Genomic DNA, 14,407 nt, shown 5'->3' with positions numbered 1-14,407 from the left:
GTTACTAAAGACCTTTGACTGCAAAGATACCGGGTGCGTTGCGCCAGTAGCCTTTGTAATCAAGTCCAAAGCCAAAAATGTAGCGATCCGGTATGGTTAGACCGGTGAAGTCTGCTTTCATCCCAGGCACGGCTTTGCGATCGTGTATTTTGTCGATCAGTACGACCGATGCCACGCTTTTAGCTCCACCCTCTTTGAGGTGATTCATCACTTCGTGAAGTGTGTGTCCCTCATCTAGGATGTCGTCGACCACTAACACATCGCGTCCCTGATAATCGATCATCGGTGGAACCTTCCACTCTAGTTCGTGGCCAGAGGTCGTGTTGCGGTAGCGAGTCGCATGTAGGTAGCCCGCTTCGAGAGGGAACTCCAAACGCGTCAGTAGCTGACCGCAGATAACAAGACCGCCGTTCATTATCGTGAAGATGACAGGATCGCGATCAGCATATTCGCCGGTGATCTCATCAGCAATCTTGTCGATCGCTTGGTTGACTTCAGAGTTTGAAAAGAGCAAGTCTGATTCAATGTAAACTTGCTTGATTTCGTTAATATCGGGGCGGCTCATGTTAGCTCCAGAGCGGTTAAACTTGACTGAATCGACAAGTTTAACCTGTTACATACAAAAAAGCCCGACCCGCAGAGCGGATCGGGCTTTTTAATTATCTAATTACTTAGCTGCTTCGTAAGCTTCAGCTGATTTGATGATCGCGTCGCGAGCTGCAGCAGCGTCAGACCAACCTTCAACTTTAACCCACTTGCCTTTTTCAAGCTTCTTGTAGTTCTCGAAGAAGTGAGAGATTTGATCTTTCAAAAGTGGCGACAGGTCATCAACGTCATGGATGTCGTTGTAAGCCTGGCTTAGTTTCTCGTGAGGAACAGCAACCAGTTTCGCATCTTCACCCGCTTCGTCGGTCATGTTTAGAATGCCGACTGGACGACAGCGAATAACAGAACCTGTCATGACTGGATGTGGAGTCAGTACAAGTACATCTAGAGGGTCACAATCGTCAGCTAGTGTGTTGTTTACGTAGCCGTAGTTCGCTGGGTAGAACATTGGCGCAGCCATGAAGCGGTCAACAAAGATAGAGTCAGAGTCTTTATCGATCTCGTATTTTACAGGCGAGCTCTCAGCTGGGATCTCGATGATAACGTAGATGTCGTTTGGCAGGTCTTTACCCGCTGGTACTTTTTCAAAGCTCATGTTGTTTCCCTATGAACGTTTCATTAATTTCTGCGGCGCATTATAGGCACCTTGGTAATATAACTAAATGCTACTAAGCGCTATTTTTCACTTTTCTTACGGTGGTAGGCTTTCAACATCTCTACCTCCTGTTTTGAACCTAGCGCGACGGATACACGTTGGTGAATGTGCTCTGGGCTAAGATCCATAATCTCTTCGTAACAGGTCGAAGCGACGCCACCAGCCTGCTCGATAAGGAAACTCATTGGGTTGCCTTCGTACATCAGGCGTAGTTTGCCCGGTTTGCCCGGATCGCGTGAGTCCCATGGGTAGGTGAAGATGCCCCCACGGGTCAGTAGGCGATGCACTTCGGCCACCATAGAGGCCACCCAGCGCATGTTGTAGTTCTTCTCGCGAGGACCCTCTTCGCCAAGCAGTAGATCGTCGATGTACTCTTGCATCTGAGGTTCCCAGTGACGCTTATTCGACATGTTGATCGAAAATTCGCTGGTCTCTTCAGGAATTTTGACCGACTCCTCTGTCAGGATAAAGTCACCGGTATGAGCCAGCGTGAACATGTTAACGCCGCTACCAGTGGTTAGGGCTAATACTGCAGAAGGCCCATAAAGCACGTATCCTGCCGCCACTTGCTTACGTCCTGGCTGGAGGAACTCATTGGTGTCCTGTTTAGCCCAAGGTTTTGGGGCTTCGATGATTGAGAAGATCGTGCCAACCGAGACGTTGATGTCGATGTTTGATGAGCCATCCAGCGGGTCAAAAGTTACAAGGTAGCGACCATCACGAGATCCCCAAACTGGCTCCTCTTCCTCTTCTGAGGCAACGCCACGAACAAGTCGATTATCCAGAAGGACTTTTTTAATGATGTCGTTAGAAACGATATCGAGTTTCTTTTGGGTCTCGCCCTGTACGTTAGTCAGAGTGCTGGTGCCCAAAACGCCGGCCAGAGCGCCTTCGCGAAGCTGCAATGCAACCTCTTTACAGGCGATCATTAAGACTTCGATCACCTCTACAAGGTCTGCATCGGTTTTGTTGTGCTTTAGGAAGGAGCTCAGTAACTGCATTAGAGAATCTCTTAGTCGTGTGAAATATGATGAAAATTATAGGCAAGTTGGTACGCTATTGCATGTGCGAAATGGGTTTTTCGGTTAATTAAAGCCCATCTTTATAATTTTTTGTGGGATACCACCGGTTTGCATCTTCATTTTCTTGGTATTTGTGGCACCTTTATGGGCTCTTTAGCGATTTTGGCCAAAGAGCTAGGTTATCGTGTCAGCGGTTCGGATCAGAACGTCTATCCGCCAATGAGTACGCAACTTGAAACCTTAGGCATTGAGATTATTCAAGGCTACGATCCCACTCAATTGGACTCCAATCCCGATCTAGTGATAGTCGGTAACGCGATGTCGCGCGGCAATCCTTGTGTTGAGGCGGTGCTTGAGAGAGGGATTCACCACACATCGGGACCACAGTGGTTACATGATCACTTGCTCAAGGATCGTTGGGTATTGGCTGTTTCAGGTACTCACGGTAAAACCACCACAGCGACCATGTTGGCATGGATTCTGGAGTACGCTGGGTTGAAGCCTGGTTTTTTGATTGGTGGCGTTCCGCTCGATTTTGACTGCTCAGCTCGTTTGGGAGAGACCGACTTTTTTGTTATCGAGGCAGATGAGTACGATACCGCTTTTTTTGATAAGCGATCTAAATTTGTCCACTACAACCCAAGAACACTGGTGATTAATAACTTAGAGTTTGATCATGCAGATATCTTTGATGATCTTGCAGCGATTCAGAGGCAGTTTCATCACCTCATGCGTTTGGTGCCTGCTACTGGGCGAGTGATCTACCCCTCGGATATTCCGGCAGTCGAGCAGGTGATAGAGCAGGGGTGTTGGAGTGAGTTAGAGTCAACTTCAATGAATCCTGGTCACTCTGGTGCTGCAATCGGTGAGCAAGAGTCTGGTGGTCAGCGTTTTCAAATTTGCGTCAAAGAGACGGCCCCTGTCTGGGTTGATTGGGAATTGACCGGTGAGCACAATCAACGCAATGCACTGCATGCTCTGTTGGCAGCAAGACACGTTGGCATTACCCCCGAAGTGAGTGCGGAGGCATTAAGCCAATTCAAAAGCGTGAAGCGCCGCATGGAGCTGTTAGGTCAGTTCTCAGGGGTCTCTCTGTATGATGATTTTGCTCACCATCCGACGGCTATTGCGACGACCTTGCAAGGTATGAGAGCGAAAGTGCACGATGAGAAGTTGATTGCCATCATCGAGCCAAGGTCTAATACCATGAAACAAGGCGTATTTAAGAGCCAGTTAGTTGAATCCGCCGCGCAAGCTGATACTGTTTTTTGGTATCAACCGGATTCTCAGGGGTGGTCTTTAGAGAATCAGATTGCTGGCTTTGACGGGCAGGCTGTATTTAATAGCATTGATCTTCTGCTTGAGTCTCTCGAATCAGAGCTACAACACAACAGTCATATCGTAGTGATGTCGAACGGTGGATTCGAAGGCATTCACGAGCGAATTAAACAACTCCTTATTTCGACGACACATTGAGGTGAACCGTGGCAGATTTTGACTCAAGAGTAACCCTAGCCATTACCGGAGCTTCGGGGGTTCAGTACGCACTGCGTTTGATGCACTGCTTGGTTCAGCAGAACGTTCAACTCTTTGTGATGGTCTCCAAAGCGGCTCAAGTTGTTGTCGCGGCTGAAACAGAGCACAGCTTGCCAGGGACTCCTGATGCTCAGCAGCAGTTTTTTACTGATTTCACGGGTGCTAAAGCGGAGCAGATTAAAGTCTTTGGTAAAGAGCAGTGGTTTGCTCCTGTCGCTTCAGGCTCAGGCGCTCCCAGTCAGATGGTGGTCTGTCCCTGTTCAACAGGAACACTGTCAGCCATTGCGACTGGGGCCAGTAATAATCTGATTGAGCGTGCTGCGGATGTTGCCCTAAAAGAGCGTCGATCACTTATTTTGGTGCCGCGAGAGGCTCCCTATTCTGAGATACATCTTGAGAATATGTTGAAGTTGACCCGCATGGGGGCGGTCATACTGCCGGCGTCACCAGGTTTCTATCATAAACCCACCACGGTCGAAGATATGATCGATTTTGTGGTCGCAAGGGTGTTGAGTCAGCTCGGTTATGATCAATCGATCATGCCATCCTGGGGCTCAGATTTAATTTAAGAGTAATATTATGACGAAGGTTCTAGCACTAGATACTTCAACTGATGCCTGTTCAGTCGCCTTACTAAACGGCGAACAGCGCATTTGTCGGTTTGAAGTGGTACCCAGAGGGCATACCCAACTGCTGTTGCCGATGGTTGAAAGTGTTCTTGAAGAGGCCAAGCTATCGGTAAAAGAGCTTGATGCGATCGCTTTTGGGCGCGGGCCAGGGTCATTTGCCGGCATTCGTATAGCAACAGGAGCAACACAGGGGCTAGCCGTCGCCTTTGATACTCCTGTGATCCCCCTATCGACCCTTGAGACCTTGGCTTATCAGGCGCTTGCATTATGCCCAGAGGCTGGCTTTATTCTATCGACTTTGGATGCCCGAATGGATGAGGTCTATTGGGCAGTCTATAAGGTGGAAAATGGCACAATCTTTGCTTTGACTGAGGAGCAGGTGACGGCACCCTCAGCCGTTGTTCTGCCTGAAAAGGTTTCTCAATGCGTAGCAATTGGCCCAGGCCTTAACTACTTGGATCAGTTGAATTCATTAGTTCAAAACGGTTTGGGTAGGGTGTTGTCTGATCAGTACCCTCAGGCTGAGAGTATGCTCAATATGGCAGTGTCAGCTCTAGAAAGGGGTGATCAAGTGCCGCCTGAAGAGGCTTTACCCGTTTATGTTCGAGAGGGCACTTGGAAAAAAAGGAGTGAGCAGTGACGCTCAGTGATTGGATACATACTCTGATATTGGCCCTGATACAGGGGTTAACTGAATTCCTACCGATCTCAAGTTCTGCACATTTGATTCTACCCTCCCAGCTGTTTGGTTGGAGTGATCAGGGATTAGCATTTGATGTTGGTGTTCATGTTGGCACGCTGACGGCTGTCATCATCTATTTTCGGCGCGAAGTGGTGTCGATTGTGGCAGCGTCAACATTAACTCTGGCTGGTAGAACCTCGGATGATGGGAAACTTGGTTGGTTTGTAGCATTTGCGACGATCCCAGCTGTCATAGCAGGCCTGCTGTTGGGCGACTGGATTGATACCTATGGTCGATCCATTTTGGTTATTGCTGGCACCACCATTCTATTTGGCCTTGCACTCGGTTGGGCAGACGCTACCAATAAGGCGACGCGTATTATGAAAGAGCTCGGCTTTAAGGATGCTATTGTGATTGGTGTAGCTCAGGCCATCGCTCTCATTCCTGGAACCTCTCGATCGGGTATCACCATTACAGCAGCGCTTATGTTGGGATTTGATCGTCAAAGTGCCGCCCGTTTCTCATTCTTGCTCTCAATCCCAGTTATTCTGGGGGCAGGGTTATTGAAGGGTAAAGAGCTTATCGATATCGGCGCAGACGCGCATTGGCAGATGATTGGTGTTGGTGCACTCGTAGCGGCCCTCAGCGCTTGGGCGTGTATTCATCTGTTTCTGAAGCTGCTTGATCAAATCGGCATGCGTCCTTTTGTAATCTATCGTTTGATTCTAGGTGTTACTTTGATCGCAGTTTGGGCTTTGACTCGCTGATGATTGGTCTTTCCGTTGAGTCTCATGAACTGCTTCCGGAAGCCGAAAAGCTTAGCAATGGCTTAAATCTTCCCTTGGTAAAAAGTGGTCAATCAGGTTCTGAGTTCGACTATCTACTTCAGGTGGGATTTGATGGTCTGTCGCTGGTCCAGCTTGGCCCTAAAGCGCCCGGTCCTATTCGAGTAGACTTTGAATCGGGTGCGGTGGCTCATCGTCGTCGTTTTGGTGGCGGTAAAGGGCAACAGATTGCTAAGGCTTGTGGCGTATCCTCTGCATTTACCCCTTACATAGCCGATCTGACCGCTGGGCTGGGTCGTGATAGTTTTGTGCTGGCGACCTTAGGTTGTCGTGTGGATATGGTGGAGCGGGTGCCAGTAGTTCATGCGTTGTTGAGAGATGGGTTGCACAGAGCTCAGTTCTCATCCGATCCAGAGTTGCAGGAGATTCTGGCCAGACTCTCATTAAGTCACCTCCAAGCGGTTGAGTTCCTTCAAACGACCTCTAATCAGTACGACGTGATCTATCTCGATCCGATGTTCCCTCACACGGATAAGTCGGCTCAGGTGAAAAAAGAGATGCTAGCCTTTCGCTCGCTTGTGGGTGCCGATCAGGACAGTGCAGAGTTGCTAGACGCCGCTTTGCAACATGACCCAGCAAGGGTTGTTGTGAAGCGACCAAGAAAGGCGCCTATTATTGAAGGACCGAAGCCTAGCTATGCATTAGAGGGTAAGTCTGGGCGTTTTGATATCTATGCGAGACGCAAGTTAGGCAGTTAGTTTGTTAACCGCTAAATGAGTCGATTAATAGTGTGGTGGTGGCACATCCGCCGCTGGTGAAAAGCCACTATTATCAGCGTTCTTAACTCGGTCGTTCAGAATCATAATCATGCGTCGCAGTTCATCCAGCTCTTTCGCTTGGCGAATGGTGATTTCACTCAGTTGATCGATCGCTTCCTCTTGAAACGCTATTCGACTCTCCAGATCATCTAAACGACTGTTCGATTCACTCATAATTTCGTGTTCTTCTTACTCTTTGGGTTAATTTATCCGCCGTAAACCCCTAAGTTGTTGAAAAAATATAACTAATACGTTATATCTCACTTTCTGTGCGGGTTTTTTAATGTCGTACAGAGTAATTTGTTTGTTCCAAAAAATACAAAGAAATATTTCCAATGGGTGGTTAATCAGTGATTAAAAATATCATTATCAGCGTAATTGCAGCCTGTGTTATCGCAGCTGCTGGTCACTTCTTTAAAGCGGAATCGCACTACTTACCAGTGCTTGCCGTTTCGTTTGTGGCTGTTTTCATCAGTACTCTTGTGGCTAGCTCTGGCTCCGCATCAGCATCTCAATCTTCACGTCGTGTAAACGGTGCGGATGAAGAGGATGACATCGATGATGGTCGTGAAGTCGGTACTGTTAAGTGGTTCAATGTTTCTAAAGGTTTCGGTTTTATTACTCGTGCCAATGGAGATGATGTTTTTGTTCATTTCCGTAACATTCGTGGCCGTGGACACCGTTCATTAAACGAAGGCCAACGTGTTCGTTTTAATGTGCACGACAGCGATAAAGGTCTTCAGGCTGAGGATGTCTCAATCATCCGTGAGTAATGAATAAGATGTCTAACACAAGGGTAGCTCAAGCTACCCTTTTTTATGTCCAGGAGGGACGGTATACAGCGATTCCATGGATGGAAATGAGCTGTGAATGTCCAGGACGGACGGTATGCAGCGATTCCACGGATGGAAAGGAGCTGTGAATGCCCAGAATGGTATGCGTATTCATTTTCTACTCAGTTAAGTGGGTTAGAATAAATTTTATGAAAATCTATCCTCTACTTTTTTTGTTCCTCAGCTCTTTGGCGTCGGCAGACACTCAATGTATGCAGAATTATTTTGCATCCAGAGTCGGCGAGACTCTTGAGTATCGTGTTGAAATTGATGGTATTCGGGCGAAAGGGGCTCGAGCGATCTCTCAATCAGATTCAGGTCAGTTCACATTGCTTCAGTCTGTCTCTGTTCTACTGGCTTCGCTAGAGGAGGAGAGCCATTTTATTGTTGATGAGCAAGGCATCGTTCCGATTAATTACCTCTTTGAACAGCAAGGGCTTGGGGCGCGTAAAACAACCATTCAGTTCAATGGCGCAACGGCTGAAGTGAATAGAAAAGGTAAGACGTCTCAGTTGGAGCTTCCGCAGGGTTTTCAGGATCCTTTGACCTTCATCCTTCAGCTTCAAGCAGCGACTAGTTGCGGTGAATCTATTGAAACGCTGAAGATACCTCTTGTGAAGTCGAAAGGGGTTTCGGAGGTTGTTTTTGTTAAAGGTGAGGACTCTTTAATTAAGAGCCGTGATAAGGATTTGGTTCTGGAAACTTGGCAAAGGGTCGATGGTGATAAAATTGAAAAGGTCGGCTTAATTCCTGAATTAAATAACCTTCTGTACTCATTTGAGCAACGAGAAGGAGAGAAGATCAATCGCCTTCAGTTGATTGATCTTCCTTAGTCTCTGCTGATTTTTGTGCTGCCTGCTGCTTTTGCCATGCGGCTCTATCTGCATAGTAGACATCCCAAACACAGGGTTCACAACCACTTTCGCAGCAGTCGTAATCCCCTGGTGGAATCGGTTCCTGAAGAGAGTCTATCGAGCTCATCAGCCAATAATCTTCCCAGGGTTAAGAATCCCTTTAGGATCCAGAGCGGCTTTAATACTGCGCATGACGGCGAGTTCAGCTTCACTTCGGCTTAGCTGGATATAGGGCTTTTTACTCAGTCCAATGCCGTGTTCTGCCGAAACAGAGCCTTTGTATTTCTCTAGGATCTTATAGACTACCGTGTCGATCGCTTTTTTATCGCTGACCGGACCTACACAGAAGTGAATGTTGCCATCGCCAAGGTGCCCAAAGGTCAGGCAGGTCGATTCAGGGAACTGTTCTGACAGTGCCTCTTTGACTTCGTTTGTGTAGGCTTCCATATGACGCAACGGTAGGCTGATATCGTAAGGAATCAGAGGACTGAAGGCTTGAACCATCGCCTCAATGTCATCTCGAACTGCCCAGAGTGCCGCTGACTGCTGCTGACTTTCGGCAATCACAGCATCGACAATGACCTCTTGTTCTAGAAGTTCGCCAAGCACCTCAATGAACTGCTCTTTTCCGCGAGTGTCATCGACACACTCTGACTCTACTAGGATGTAGTAGGGTAGGGAGTCATCAATAAACTTTTGATGATTACCGGTTTCGTTAACCATAAAGCTATAGAAACTGTTCCACATCGCTTCAAATGCCGAGAGCTTACCTTCGAGTTTCTGTTTCAGCGTGTTAAGCAGTAAGAGTGCGTTATCAAAACTCTCGACGCCGACCAGTGCGGTTTGACGTGCTGGCGCTGAAGGCCAAAGTCTCAAAACGGCGCGTGTGATAATACCTAGAGTTCCTTCTGAGCCGACAAACAGCTGTTTTAGGTCGTATCCGGTATTATCTTTCAGTGTCTCTTTAAGATTGGTTAGGACGGTGCCATCGGCTAGCACCACCTCTAGACCGAGAACTTGATCACGTGCCATACCGTAGCGAATAACCTTATTGCCACCGGCGTTGGCTGCAAGCATTCCTGCAACCTGTGCTGAACCCCGAGCACCCCAATCTACTGCAAAAAGGAGGTCGTGCTCGGCTGCTGCATTTTGAAGATCCTCAACAACCACACCGGCTTGAACGAGCACAGTGGCACCTTGGGTATCTAACTGCTCAATGGAACGCATGCGCTCAAGGCTTAGAACAAAATCCCCTTCAGTCGCTTTGGTCGCGTCCGCTAAGCCGGTCATGCCGGCTTGTGGAATGATGGTCTGATTTGCCTCGTGACACAGGGCGAGCACTTTTGAGACCTCTTCCGTCGACGCGGGTCGAATCACCGCTTTCGCCGGACAGCTGCCTTTACTCCAACTCTCATTAGGTCGTTGAGCAACACGCTCGTCGGTGATGAGACCTTTATCACCTACAATGGCGTGGATTGCATTCAGTAGTTCAGACATAGTGTTTACCTGTTAGTCGCAAAGAGCATCCAGTTTAGATTTAAGTATGCCGGTGACCGCACCTGGGTTGGCTTTGCCGCCGGATGCTTTCATGACCTGGCCCATAAAGAAACCAAGCATTTTGCCCCGTTTCTCTGGTTCAGCAGCTTTATACTGTTCAACCTGTGCTGTTGCATTGGCAATGACCTCGTCGATCATGGTCTCTATTGCACCGGTGTCGGTGACTTGCTTCAACCCTTTGGCTTCAATCACTTCGTCAGCTGTACCGCCTTCGTTCCATTGGATTTCAAAGACTTTCTTAGCAATGTTGCCAGAGATGGTGTTGTCCTTGATGCGAACTAGAAGACCGCCTAACTGCTCTGCGCTAACGGGGCTGTTATCAATGCTCAGATCGGCTGCGTTTAAGTTTTTGGCCAACTCTCCCATCACCCAGTTGGCAGCCAGTTTGGCATCACCACAACACTCAACCACTGACTCAAAGTAGTCCGCTTGGTTGCGATAAGCTGACAGAACACCAGCGTCGTATTCAGATAGAGCCAGTTCACTGATGAAACGCTCTTTTCGTGCGTCGGGCAGTTCTGGAAGCGTTAGACGAATGGCTTCTACATAGGCATCATCGACCACGACAGGAAGTAGATCTGGGCAAGGGAAGTAACGGTAGTCGTTAGCATCCTCTTTCGAGCGCATGCTTCGAGTCTCGTTTTTGTCTGGATCGTAAAGACGAGTCTCTTGTACTACTGTGCCGCCATCTTCTATTAGGTCGATTTGACGCTCTACCTCGGTGTCGATTGCACGCTCAATGAAGCGGAACGAGTTGATGTTCTTCAGCTCGGTGCGAGTACCTAGGGTGTCACTGCCTTTAGGGCGAATGGAGACGTTACAGTCACAACGCATTGAGCCCTCGGCCATGTTACCGTCACAGATGCCCAGAGTAGTTACTATCGCATGAATCTTGCGAGCGTAAGCAGCGGCCTCTTTAGAGGTGCGCATATCGGGTTCAGAGACAATTTCGACTAGAGGTGTACCGGCTCGGTTAAGGTCGATACCGGATTGGCCGTGAAAATCTTCGTGTAAGGATTTTCCGGCATCTTCCTCTAGGTGAGCGTGATGAATACGAACACGACGTTCGCCATCTTCCGTTTCAATATCGACGTAACCTTCGCCAACAATAGGTGCTTCTAGTTGGGTTGTCTGGTAACCCTTGGGAAGATCTGGATAGAAGTAATTTTTGCGCTCAAAAACGGCACGTTTACCGATTTCGGCATTAATCGCTAAGCCAAACATGATGGCCATTTTCTGTGCGCCATCGTTGAATACCGGCAGTGTGCCCGGCAATGCCAGATCAACGGCGCACGCTTGTGTATTGGGTTCGGCACCGAAGGCAGTGCTAGCACCTGAAAATATTTTCGTATTGGTCGCGAGCTGAACGTGGATCTCTAGACCGATAACTGTTTCCCATTCCATATCGATCTCCTTATGCCGTAACCGGTGACAGGGTGTGCCACTCTGTATTTTGTTGGTATTGGTGAGCTACGTTCAATAGGCGAGCTTCGTCAAAGTAGTTCCCTATCAACTGAAGGCCAACAGGCAAGCCGTTTACCTGTCCACAAGGTACGGACATACCGGGAAGACCAGCCAGGTTTAACGACAGTGTGAAGATGTCCTCCATGTACATTGCGACAGGGTCATTCACTTTTTCACCAATGGTAAACGCAGGGCTTGGTGTTGTCGGCCCAACAATGACATCGACCTCTTCAAAGATGCGCATGAAATCTTGTTGGATTAAACGGCGAATCTGTTGAGCTTTGTTGTAGTAGGCGTCGTAGTAGCCGGCACAGAGTGCGTAGGTTCCAACCATGATGCGGCGTTTAACTTCAGAGCCAAAGCCTTCGCCACGAGTCCGTTTATAGAGGTCTTCCAAATCTTGTGGGTTCTCGCAACGGTAGCCATAACGTACGCCATCAAAACGTGACAAGTTTGACGATGCCTCCGCCGGAGCAATGATGTAGTAAGCCGGAATCGACATGCGTGTATTCGGAAGGCTAACCTCTTTGATTGTGGCGCCCAGCGATTCAAGCTGTTTGATCGCTGTCTCAATCTGAGCCGCCATTGCACTGTCTAAATCGGCACTCATAAACTCTTTCGGAACTCCGATTTTTAGGCCTTGAAGCGAGTTGTTGAGCGACGCAGTGTAATCCTCAGTCGGTTGTGCCGATGAGGTTGAGTCCATTGAGTCCTGTCCCGCCATGACGTTCAGCATAAGAGCACAATCCTCAGCACTGCGAGCCATTGGACCGCCCTGATCAAGCGAAGAGGCGTAGGCAACCATGCCGTAACGAGAGACGCGTCCATAAGTTGGCTTGATGCCGGTAATGCCACAGAACGCTGCCGGTTGGCGAATCGAACCACCTGTATCTGAACCTGTTGCTGCAGGTGTTAGTCGTGCTGCGACTGCAGCAGCAGAACCACCTGAAGAGCCTCCTGGTACACGGCTTGTATCCCAAGGATTTTTACAAGCACCATAGAAAGAGCTCTCGTTGGTTGATCCCATCGCAAACTCATCCATATTGGTTTTACCCAACATAACGGCGCCCGCTGACTTAAACTTTGCTACTACGGTAGCGTCATAGGGGGACTCAAAGTTATCCAACATTTTGGAGCCACAACTGGTTTTGACCCCCTCGGTGCAAAACAGATCTTTGTGCGCGATCGGAAGTCCTGTGAAGGTGCCCGCTGTGCCCGCTGCAATACTCTCATCAGCTGCTTTTGCTTGCTGCAGAGCCAGTTCAGGGGTGGTGGTGATGAACGAGTTGTACTCGCTGTCACAACGGTTGATGCGATCGATAAACGCTTGGGTAAGCTCAACACTGCTCACAGTGCCATTGCGAAGGTCTTGAGCCAGTTCGCTCAGTGTTTTTTCAAACATATCTCTAATCCGAATCCTGTTACTCAATGACTTTAGGGACAAGGAAAAGCCCCTCTTCAACAGCTGGTGCAACCGCTTGAAGTTTATCTCGTTGATTCAGCTCGGTAACTTCATCAGCACGCAAGCGTTGGACTGCATCCAGTGGGTGTGCCAATGGCTCCACACCGTCTGTATTAATCTGCTGCATCTCATCAATAAGATTTAAAATGCTGCTTAGGTTTTCGGTGTAGGCCGGAATATCCTGCTCGTTCAACTCTAAACGGGCAAGATGGGCAATACGTTCAACATCGGAGCGATCGATGGACATGCTTAACCTTCTTTCTTTAAATGGTGTGATTGAAACTATTTTGCGGCTGTAAGAAGTGGAAAATAGTTTCGTAAAAACATTGTGATGGCGCGTAATCTATCACATTTGCGCCTTGCCCAAAATCCCCGTCGTTGCTAACATTCTTTGATTAATGAATTGGCTTCTAAAGTCATCGCTTATAAGGTTTTAAATCCAATGTTTAAAAAGATTCGTGGTCTCTTTTCTAGCGACCTTTCCATCGACCTGGGAACTGCCAATACGCTGATCTATCTTCGAGATAGTGAGATCGTGCTAGATGAGCCATCTGTAGTGGCTATCCGCCAGCAAGGCAACCAGAAGACCGTAGCGGCTGTCGGTACCGATGCAAAAAGAATGTTGGGTAGAACGCCAGGCAATATTACCGCTATTCGTCCATTGAAAGATGGTGTCATTGCTGATTTCCACGTGACTGAAAAGATGCTTCAGTACTTCATCAGTAAAGTTCACAACAACAGTTTCCTTCGTCCATCGCCTCGCGTTCTGATTTGTGTACCTTGTAAGTCAACTCAGGTTGAGCGTCGAGCAATCAAAGAGTCTGCAGTAGGTGCAGGTGCTCGAGAGGTCTACCTAATCGAAGAGCCAATGGCGGCTGCGATCGGTGCTGGTCTCCCAGTTGATGAGGCAACTGGTTCGATGGTGGTCGATATCGGTGGCGGTACCACTGAGATTGCGGTGATCTCGTTGAGCGGTATCGTCTACTCTGAATCTGTTCGTGTCGGCGGTGACCGATTTGACGAGGCGATTGTTACTTACGTTCGTCGGAATTATGGAAGCTTGATTGGTGAAGCGACAGCCGAGCGAATCAAACAAGAGATAGGTACAGCCTACCCAGCACCTGAAGTGCTAGAGATTGATGTGCGTGGTCGTAACCTTGCTGAAGGTATCCCACGTATGTTCACGCTTAACTCGAACGAGATTCTTGAAGCCCTTCAAGAGCCTCTCCAGTCGATTGTTCAAGCCGTTAAAGGTGCACTAGAACAGTGTCCACCTGAATTGGCAGCGGACGTTGCTGAGCACGGTATTGTTTTGACAGGCGGTGGTGCACTGCTAAGAAATCTTGATCGCCTTCTGACGGAAGAGACCGGCCTTCCAGTGATTGTGGCAGAAGATCCATTGACCTGTGTGGCTCGTGGTGGCGGTAAAGCACTTGAGATACTGGATAAACAGGGTTTTGAGTTACTGTCACGTGACTGATCTTTAATAACGGCAACGCGAAGG

General features: G+C 48.5%; 17 protein-coding genes. 8 read left to right on the top strand and 9 right to left on the bottom strand.

All coding sequences use genetic code 11. The annotated features are described in order from the left end of the window. Positions 1 to 4 precede the first annotated feature (4 nt). From XMM383_RS06300 to XMM383_RS06290, 3 genes are all read right to left on the bottom strand, one after another. Positions 5 to 565: a hypoxanthine-guanine phosphoribosyltransferase gene (locus XMM383_RS06300; RefSeq protein ID WP_173480488.1), complete on the bottom strand. Its 561-nt coding sequence runs from the start codon at positions 563 to 565 to the stop codon at positions 5 to 7. A 102-nt stretch (positions 566 to 667) separates the two neighbouring features. Next, a complete protein-coding gene (ppa, locus tag XMM383_RS06295) occupies positions 668 to 1,201 on the bottom strand; it encodes an inorganic diphosphatase (RefSeq protein WP_173494695.1) in 534 nt (177 codons plus the stop codon). An 80-nt stretch (positions 1,202 to 1,281) separates the two neighbouring features. Next, positions 1,282 to 2,262 (bottom strand): class 1 fructose-bisphosphatase, encoded by a 981-nt coding sequence (locus tag XMM383_RS06290; RefSeq protein ID WP_173480490.1) that lies wholly within the window; start codon positions 2,260 to 2,262, stop codon positions 1,282 to 1,284. 129 nt (positions 2,263 to 2,391) lie between these two features. Here XMM383_RS06290 and mpl point away from each other — a divergent pair, with 129 nt between their 5' ends. The 5 genes from mpl to XMM383_RS06265 are packed head-to-tail and all read left to right on the top strand — an operon-like array spanning position 2,392 to position 6,673. Further along, on the top strand, positions 2,392 to 3,759 hold the full coding sequence (gene mpl / locus XMM383_RS06285; protein ID WP_173494694.1) for a UDP-N-acetylmuramate:L-alanyl-gamma-D-glutamyl-meso-diaminopimelate ligase: 1,368 nt from the start codon (positions 2,392 to 2,394) through the stop codon (positions 3,757 to 3,759). 8 nt (positions 3,760 to 3,767) lie between these two features. Next, positions 3,768 to 4,388, top strand: coding sequence for a flavin prenyltransferase UbiX (locus XMM383_RS06280; protein WP_173480492.1), 621 nt, complete (start codon positions 3,768 to 3,770; stop codon positions 4,386 to 4,388). Positions 4,389 to 4,398: 10 nt separating this feature from the next. After that, on the top strand, positions 4,399 to 5,088 hold the full coding sequence (gene tsaB, locus XMM383_RS06275; protein WP_173480493.1) for a tRNA (adenosine(37)-N6)-threonylcarbamoyltransferase complex dimerization subunit type 1 TsaB: 690 nt from the start codon (positions 4,399 to 4,401) through the stop codon (positions 5,086 to 5,088). Beyond that, positions 5,085 to 5,897 (top strand): undecaprenyl-diphosphate phosphatase, encoded by an 813-nt coding sequence (locus tag XMM383_RS06270; protein ID WP_173480494.1) that lies wholly within the window; start codon positions 5,085 to 5,087, stop codon positions 5,895 to 5,897. The genes tsaB and XMM383_RS06270 overlap by 4 nt, the downstream gene beginning before the upstream one ends. Then, on the top strand, positions 5,897 to 6,673 hold the full coding sequence (locus XMM383_RS06265; protein WP_173480495.1) for a class I SAM-dependent methyltransferase: 777 nt from the start codon (positions 5,897 to 5,899) through the stop codon (positions 6,671 to 6,673). The genes XMM383_RS06270 and XMM383_RS06265 overlap by 1 nt, the downstream gene beginning before the upstream one ends. A 24-nt stretch (positions 6,674 to 6,697) precedes the next feature. On the opposite strand, the gene XMM383_RS06260 is transcribed toward XMM383_RS06265, so the two are convergent. Then, positions 6,698 to 6,907: a SlyX family protein gene (locus XMM383_RS06260; protein ID WP_173480496.1), complete on the bottom strand. Its 210-nt coding sequence runs from the start codon at positions 6,905 to 6,907 to the stop codon at positions 6,698 to 6,700. Positions 6,908 to 7,083: 176 nt separating this feature from the next. On the opposite strand from XMM383_RS06260, the gene XMM383_RS11820 reads away from it, so the two are divergent. Both XMM383_RS11820 and XMM383_RS06250 read left to right on the top strand, forming a co-directional pair. Beyond that, on the top strand, positions 7,084 to 7,506 hold the full coding sequence (locus XMM383_RS11820; protein ID WP_371731415.1) for a cold-shock protein: 423 nt from the start codon (positions 7,084 to 7,086) through the stop codon (positions 7,504 to 7,506). A 149-nt stretch (positions 7,507 to 7,655) separates the two neighbouring features. Next, the gene (locus XMM383_RS06250; protein WP_371744229.1) at positions 7,656 to 8,399 is read left to right on the top strand and encodes a DUF3108 domain-containing protein; all 744 of its coding nucleotides are present in this window, start codon (positions 7,656 to 7,658) and stop codon (positions 8,397 to 8,399) included. On the opposite strand, the gene XMM383_RS06245 is transcribed toward XMM383_RS06250, so the two are convergent. From XMM383_RS06245 to gatC, 5 genes are read right to left on the bottom strand one after another with little or no spacing between them, the layout of a single operon-like run. Continuing rightward, positions 8,368 to 8,547, bottom strand: coding sequence for an oxidoreductase-like domain-containing protein (locus XMM383_RS06245; protein ID WP_173494693.1), 180 nt, complete (start codon positions 8,545 to 8,547; stop codon positions 8,368 to 8,370). The two genes, XMM383_RS06250 and XMM383_RS06245, sit on opposite strands and share 32 nt — an antisense overlap. Then, positions 8,547 to 9,917, bottom strand: coding sequence for an FAD-binding oxidoreductase (locus XMM383_RS06240; protein ID WP_173480499.1), 1,371 nt, complete (start codon positions 9,915 to 9,917; stop codon positions 8,547 to 8,549). The genes XMM383_RS06245 and XMM383_RS06240 overlap by 1 nt, the downstream gene beginning before the upstream one ends. Before the next feature lie 12 nt (positions 9,918 to 9,929). Continuing rightward, positions 9,930 to 11,381, bottom strand: a complete 1,452-nt coding sequence (gatB, locus tag XMM383_RS06235; RefSeq protein ID WP_173480500.1) for an Asp-tRNA(Asn)/Glu-tRNA(Gln) amidotransferase subunit GatB — start codon at positions 11,379 to 11,381, stop codon at positions 9,930 to 9,932. 10 nt (positions 11,382 to 11,391) lie between these two features. Continuing rightward, entirely contained in the window at positions 11,392 to 12,843 is a 1,452-nt protein-coding gene (gene gatA / locus XMM383_RS06230) for an Asp-tRNA(Asn)/Glu-tRNA(Gln) amidotransferase subunit GatA (protein WP_173494692.1), read from the bottom strand. Between the two features lie 19 nt (positions 12,844 to 12,862). Continuing rightward, entirely contained in the window at positions 12,863 to 13,150 is a 288-nt protein-coding gene (gene gatC, locus XMM383_RS06225) for an Asp-tRNA(Asn)/Glu-tRNA(Gln) amidotransferase subunit GatC (RefSeq protein WP_173480502.1), read from the bottom strand. A 195-nt stretch (positions 13,151 to 13,345) separates the two neighbouring features. On the opposite strand from gatC, the gene XMM383_RS06220 reads away from it, so the two are divergent. Then, positions 13,346 to 14,383 (top strand): rod shape-determining protein, encoded by a 1,038-nt coding sequence (locus XMM383_RS06220; protein ID WP_173480503.1) that lies wholly within the window; start codon positions 13,346 to 13,348, stop codon positions 14,381 to 14,383. Positions 14,384 to 14,407 lie beyond the last annotated feature (24 nt).

The sequence above is a fragment of the Marinobacterium sp. xm-m-383 genome (genome assembly GCF_013283255.1).
GTDB lineage: Bacteria > Pseudomonadota > Gammaproteobacteria > Pseudomonadales > Balneatricaceae > Marinobacterium_E.
This window is presented reverse-complemented; position numbering and strand designations above follow the sequence as displayed.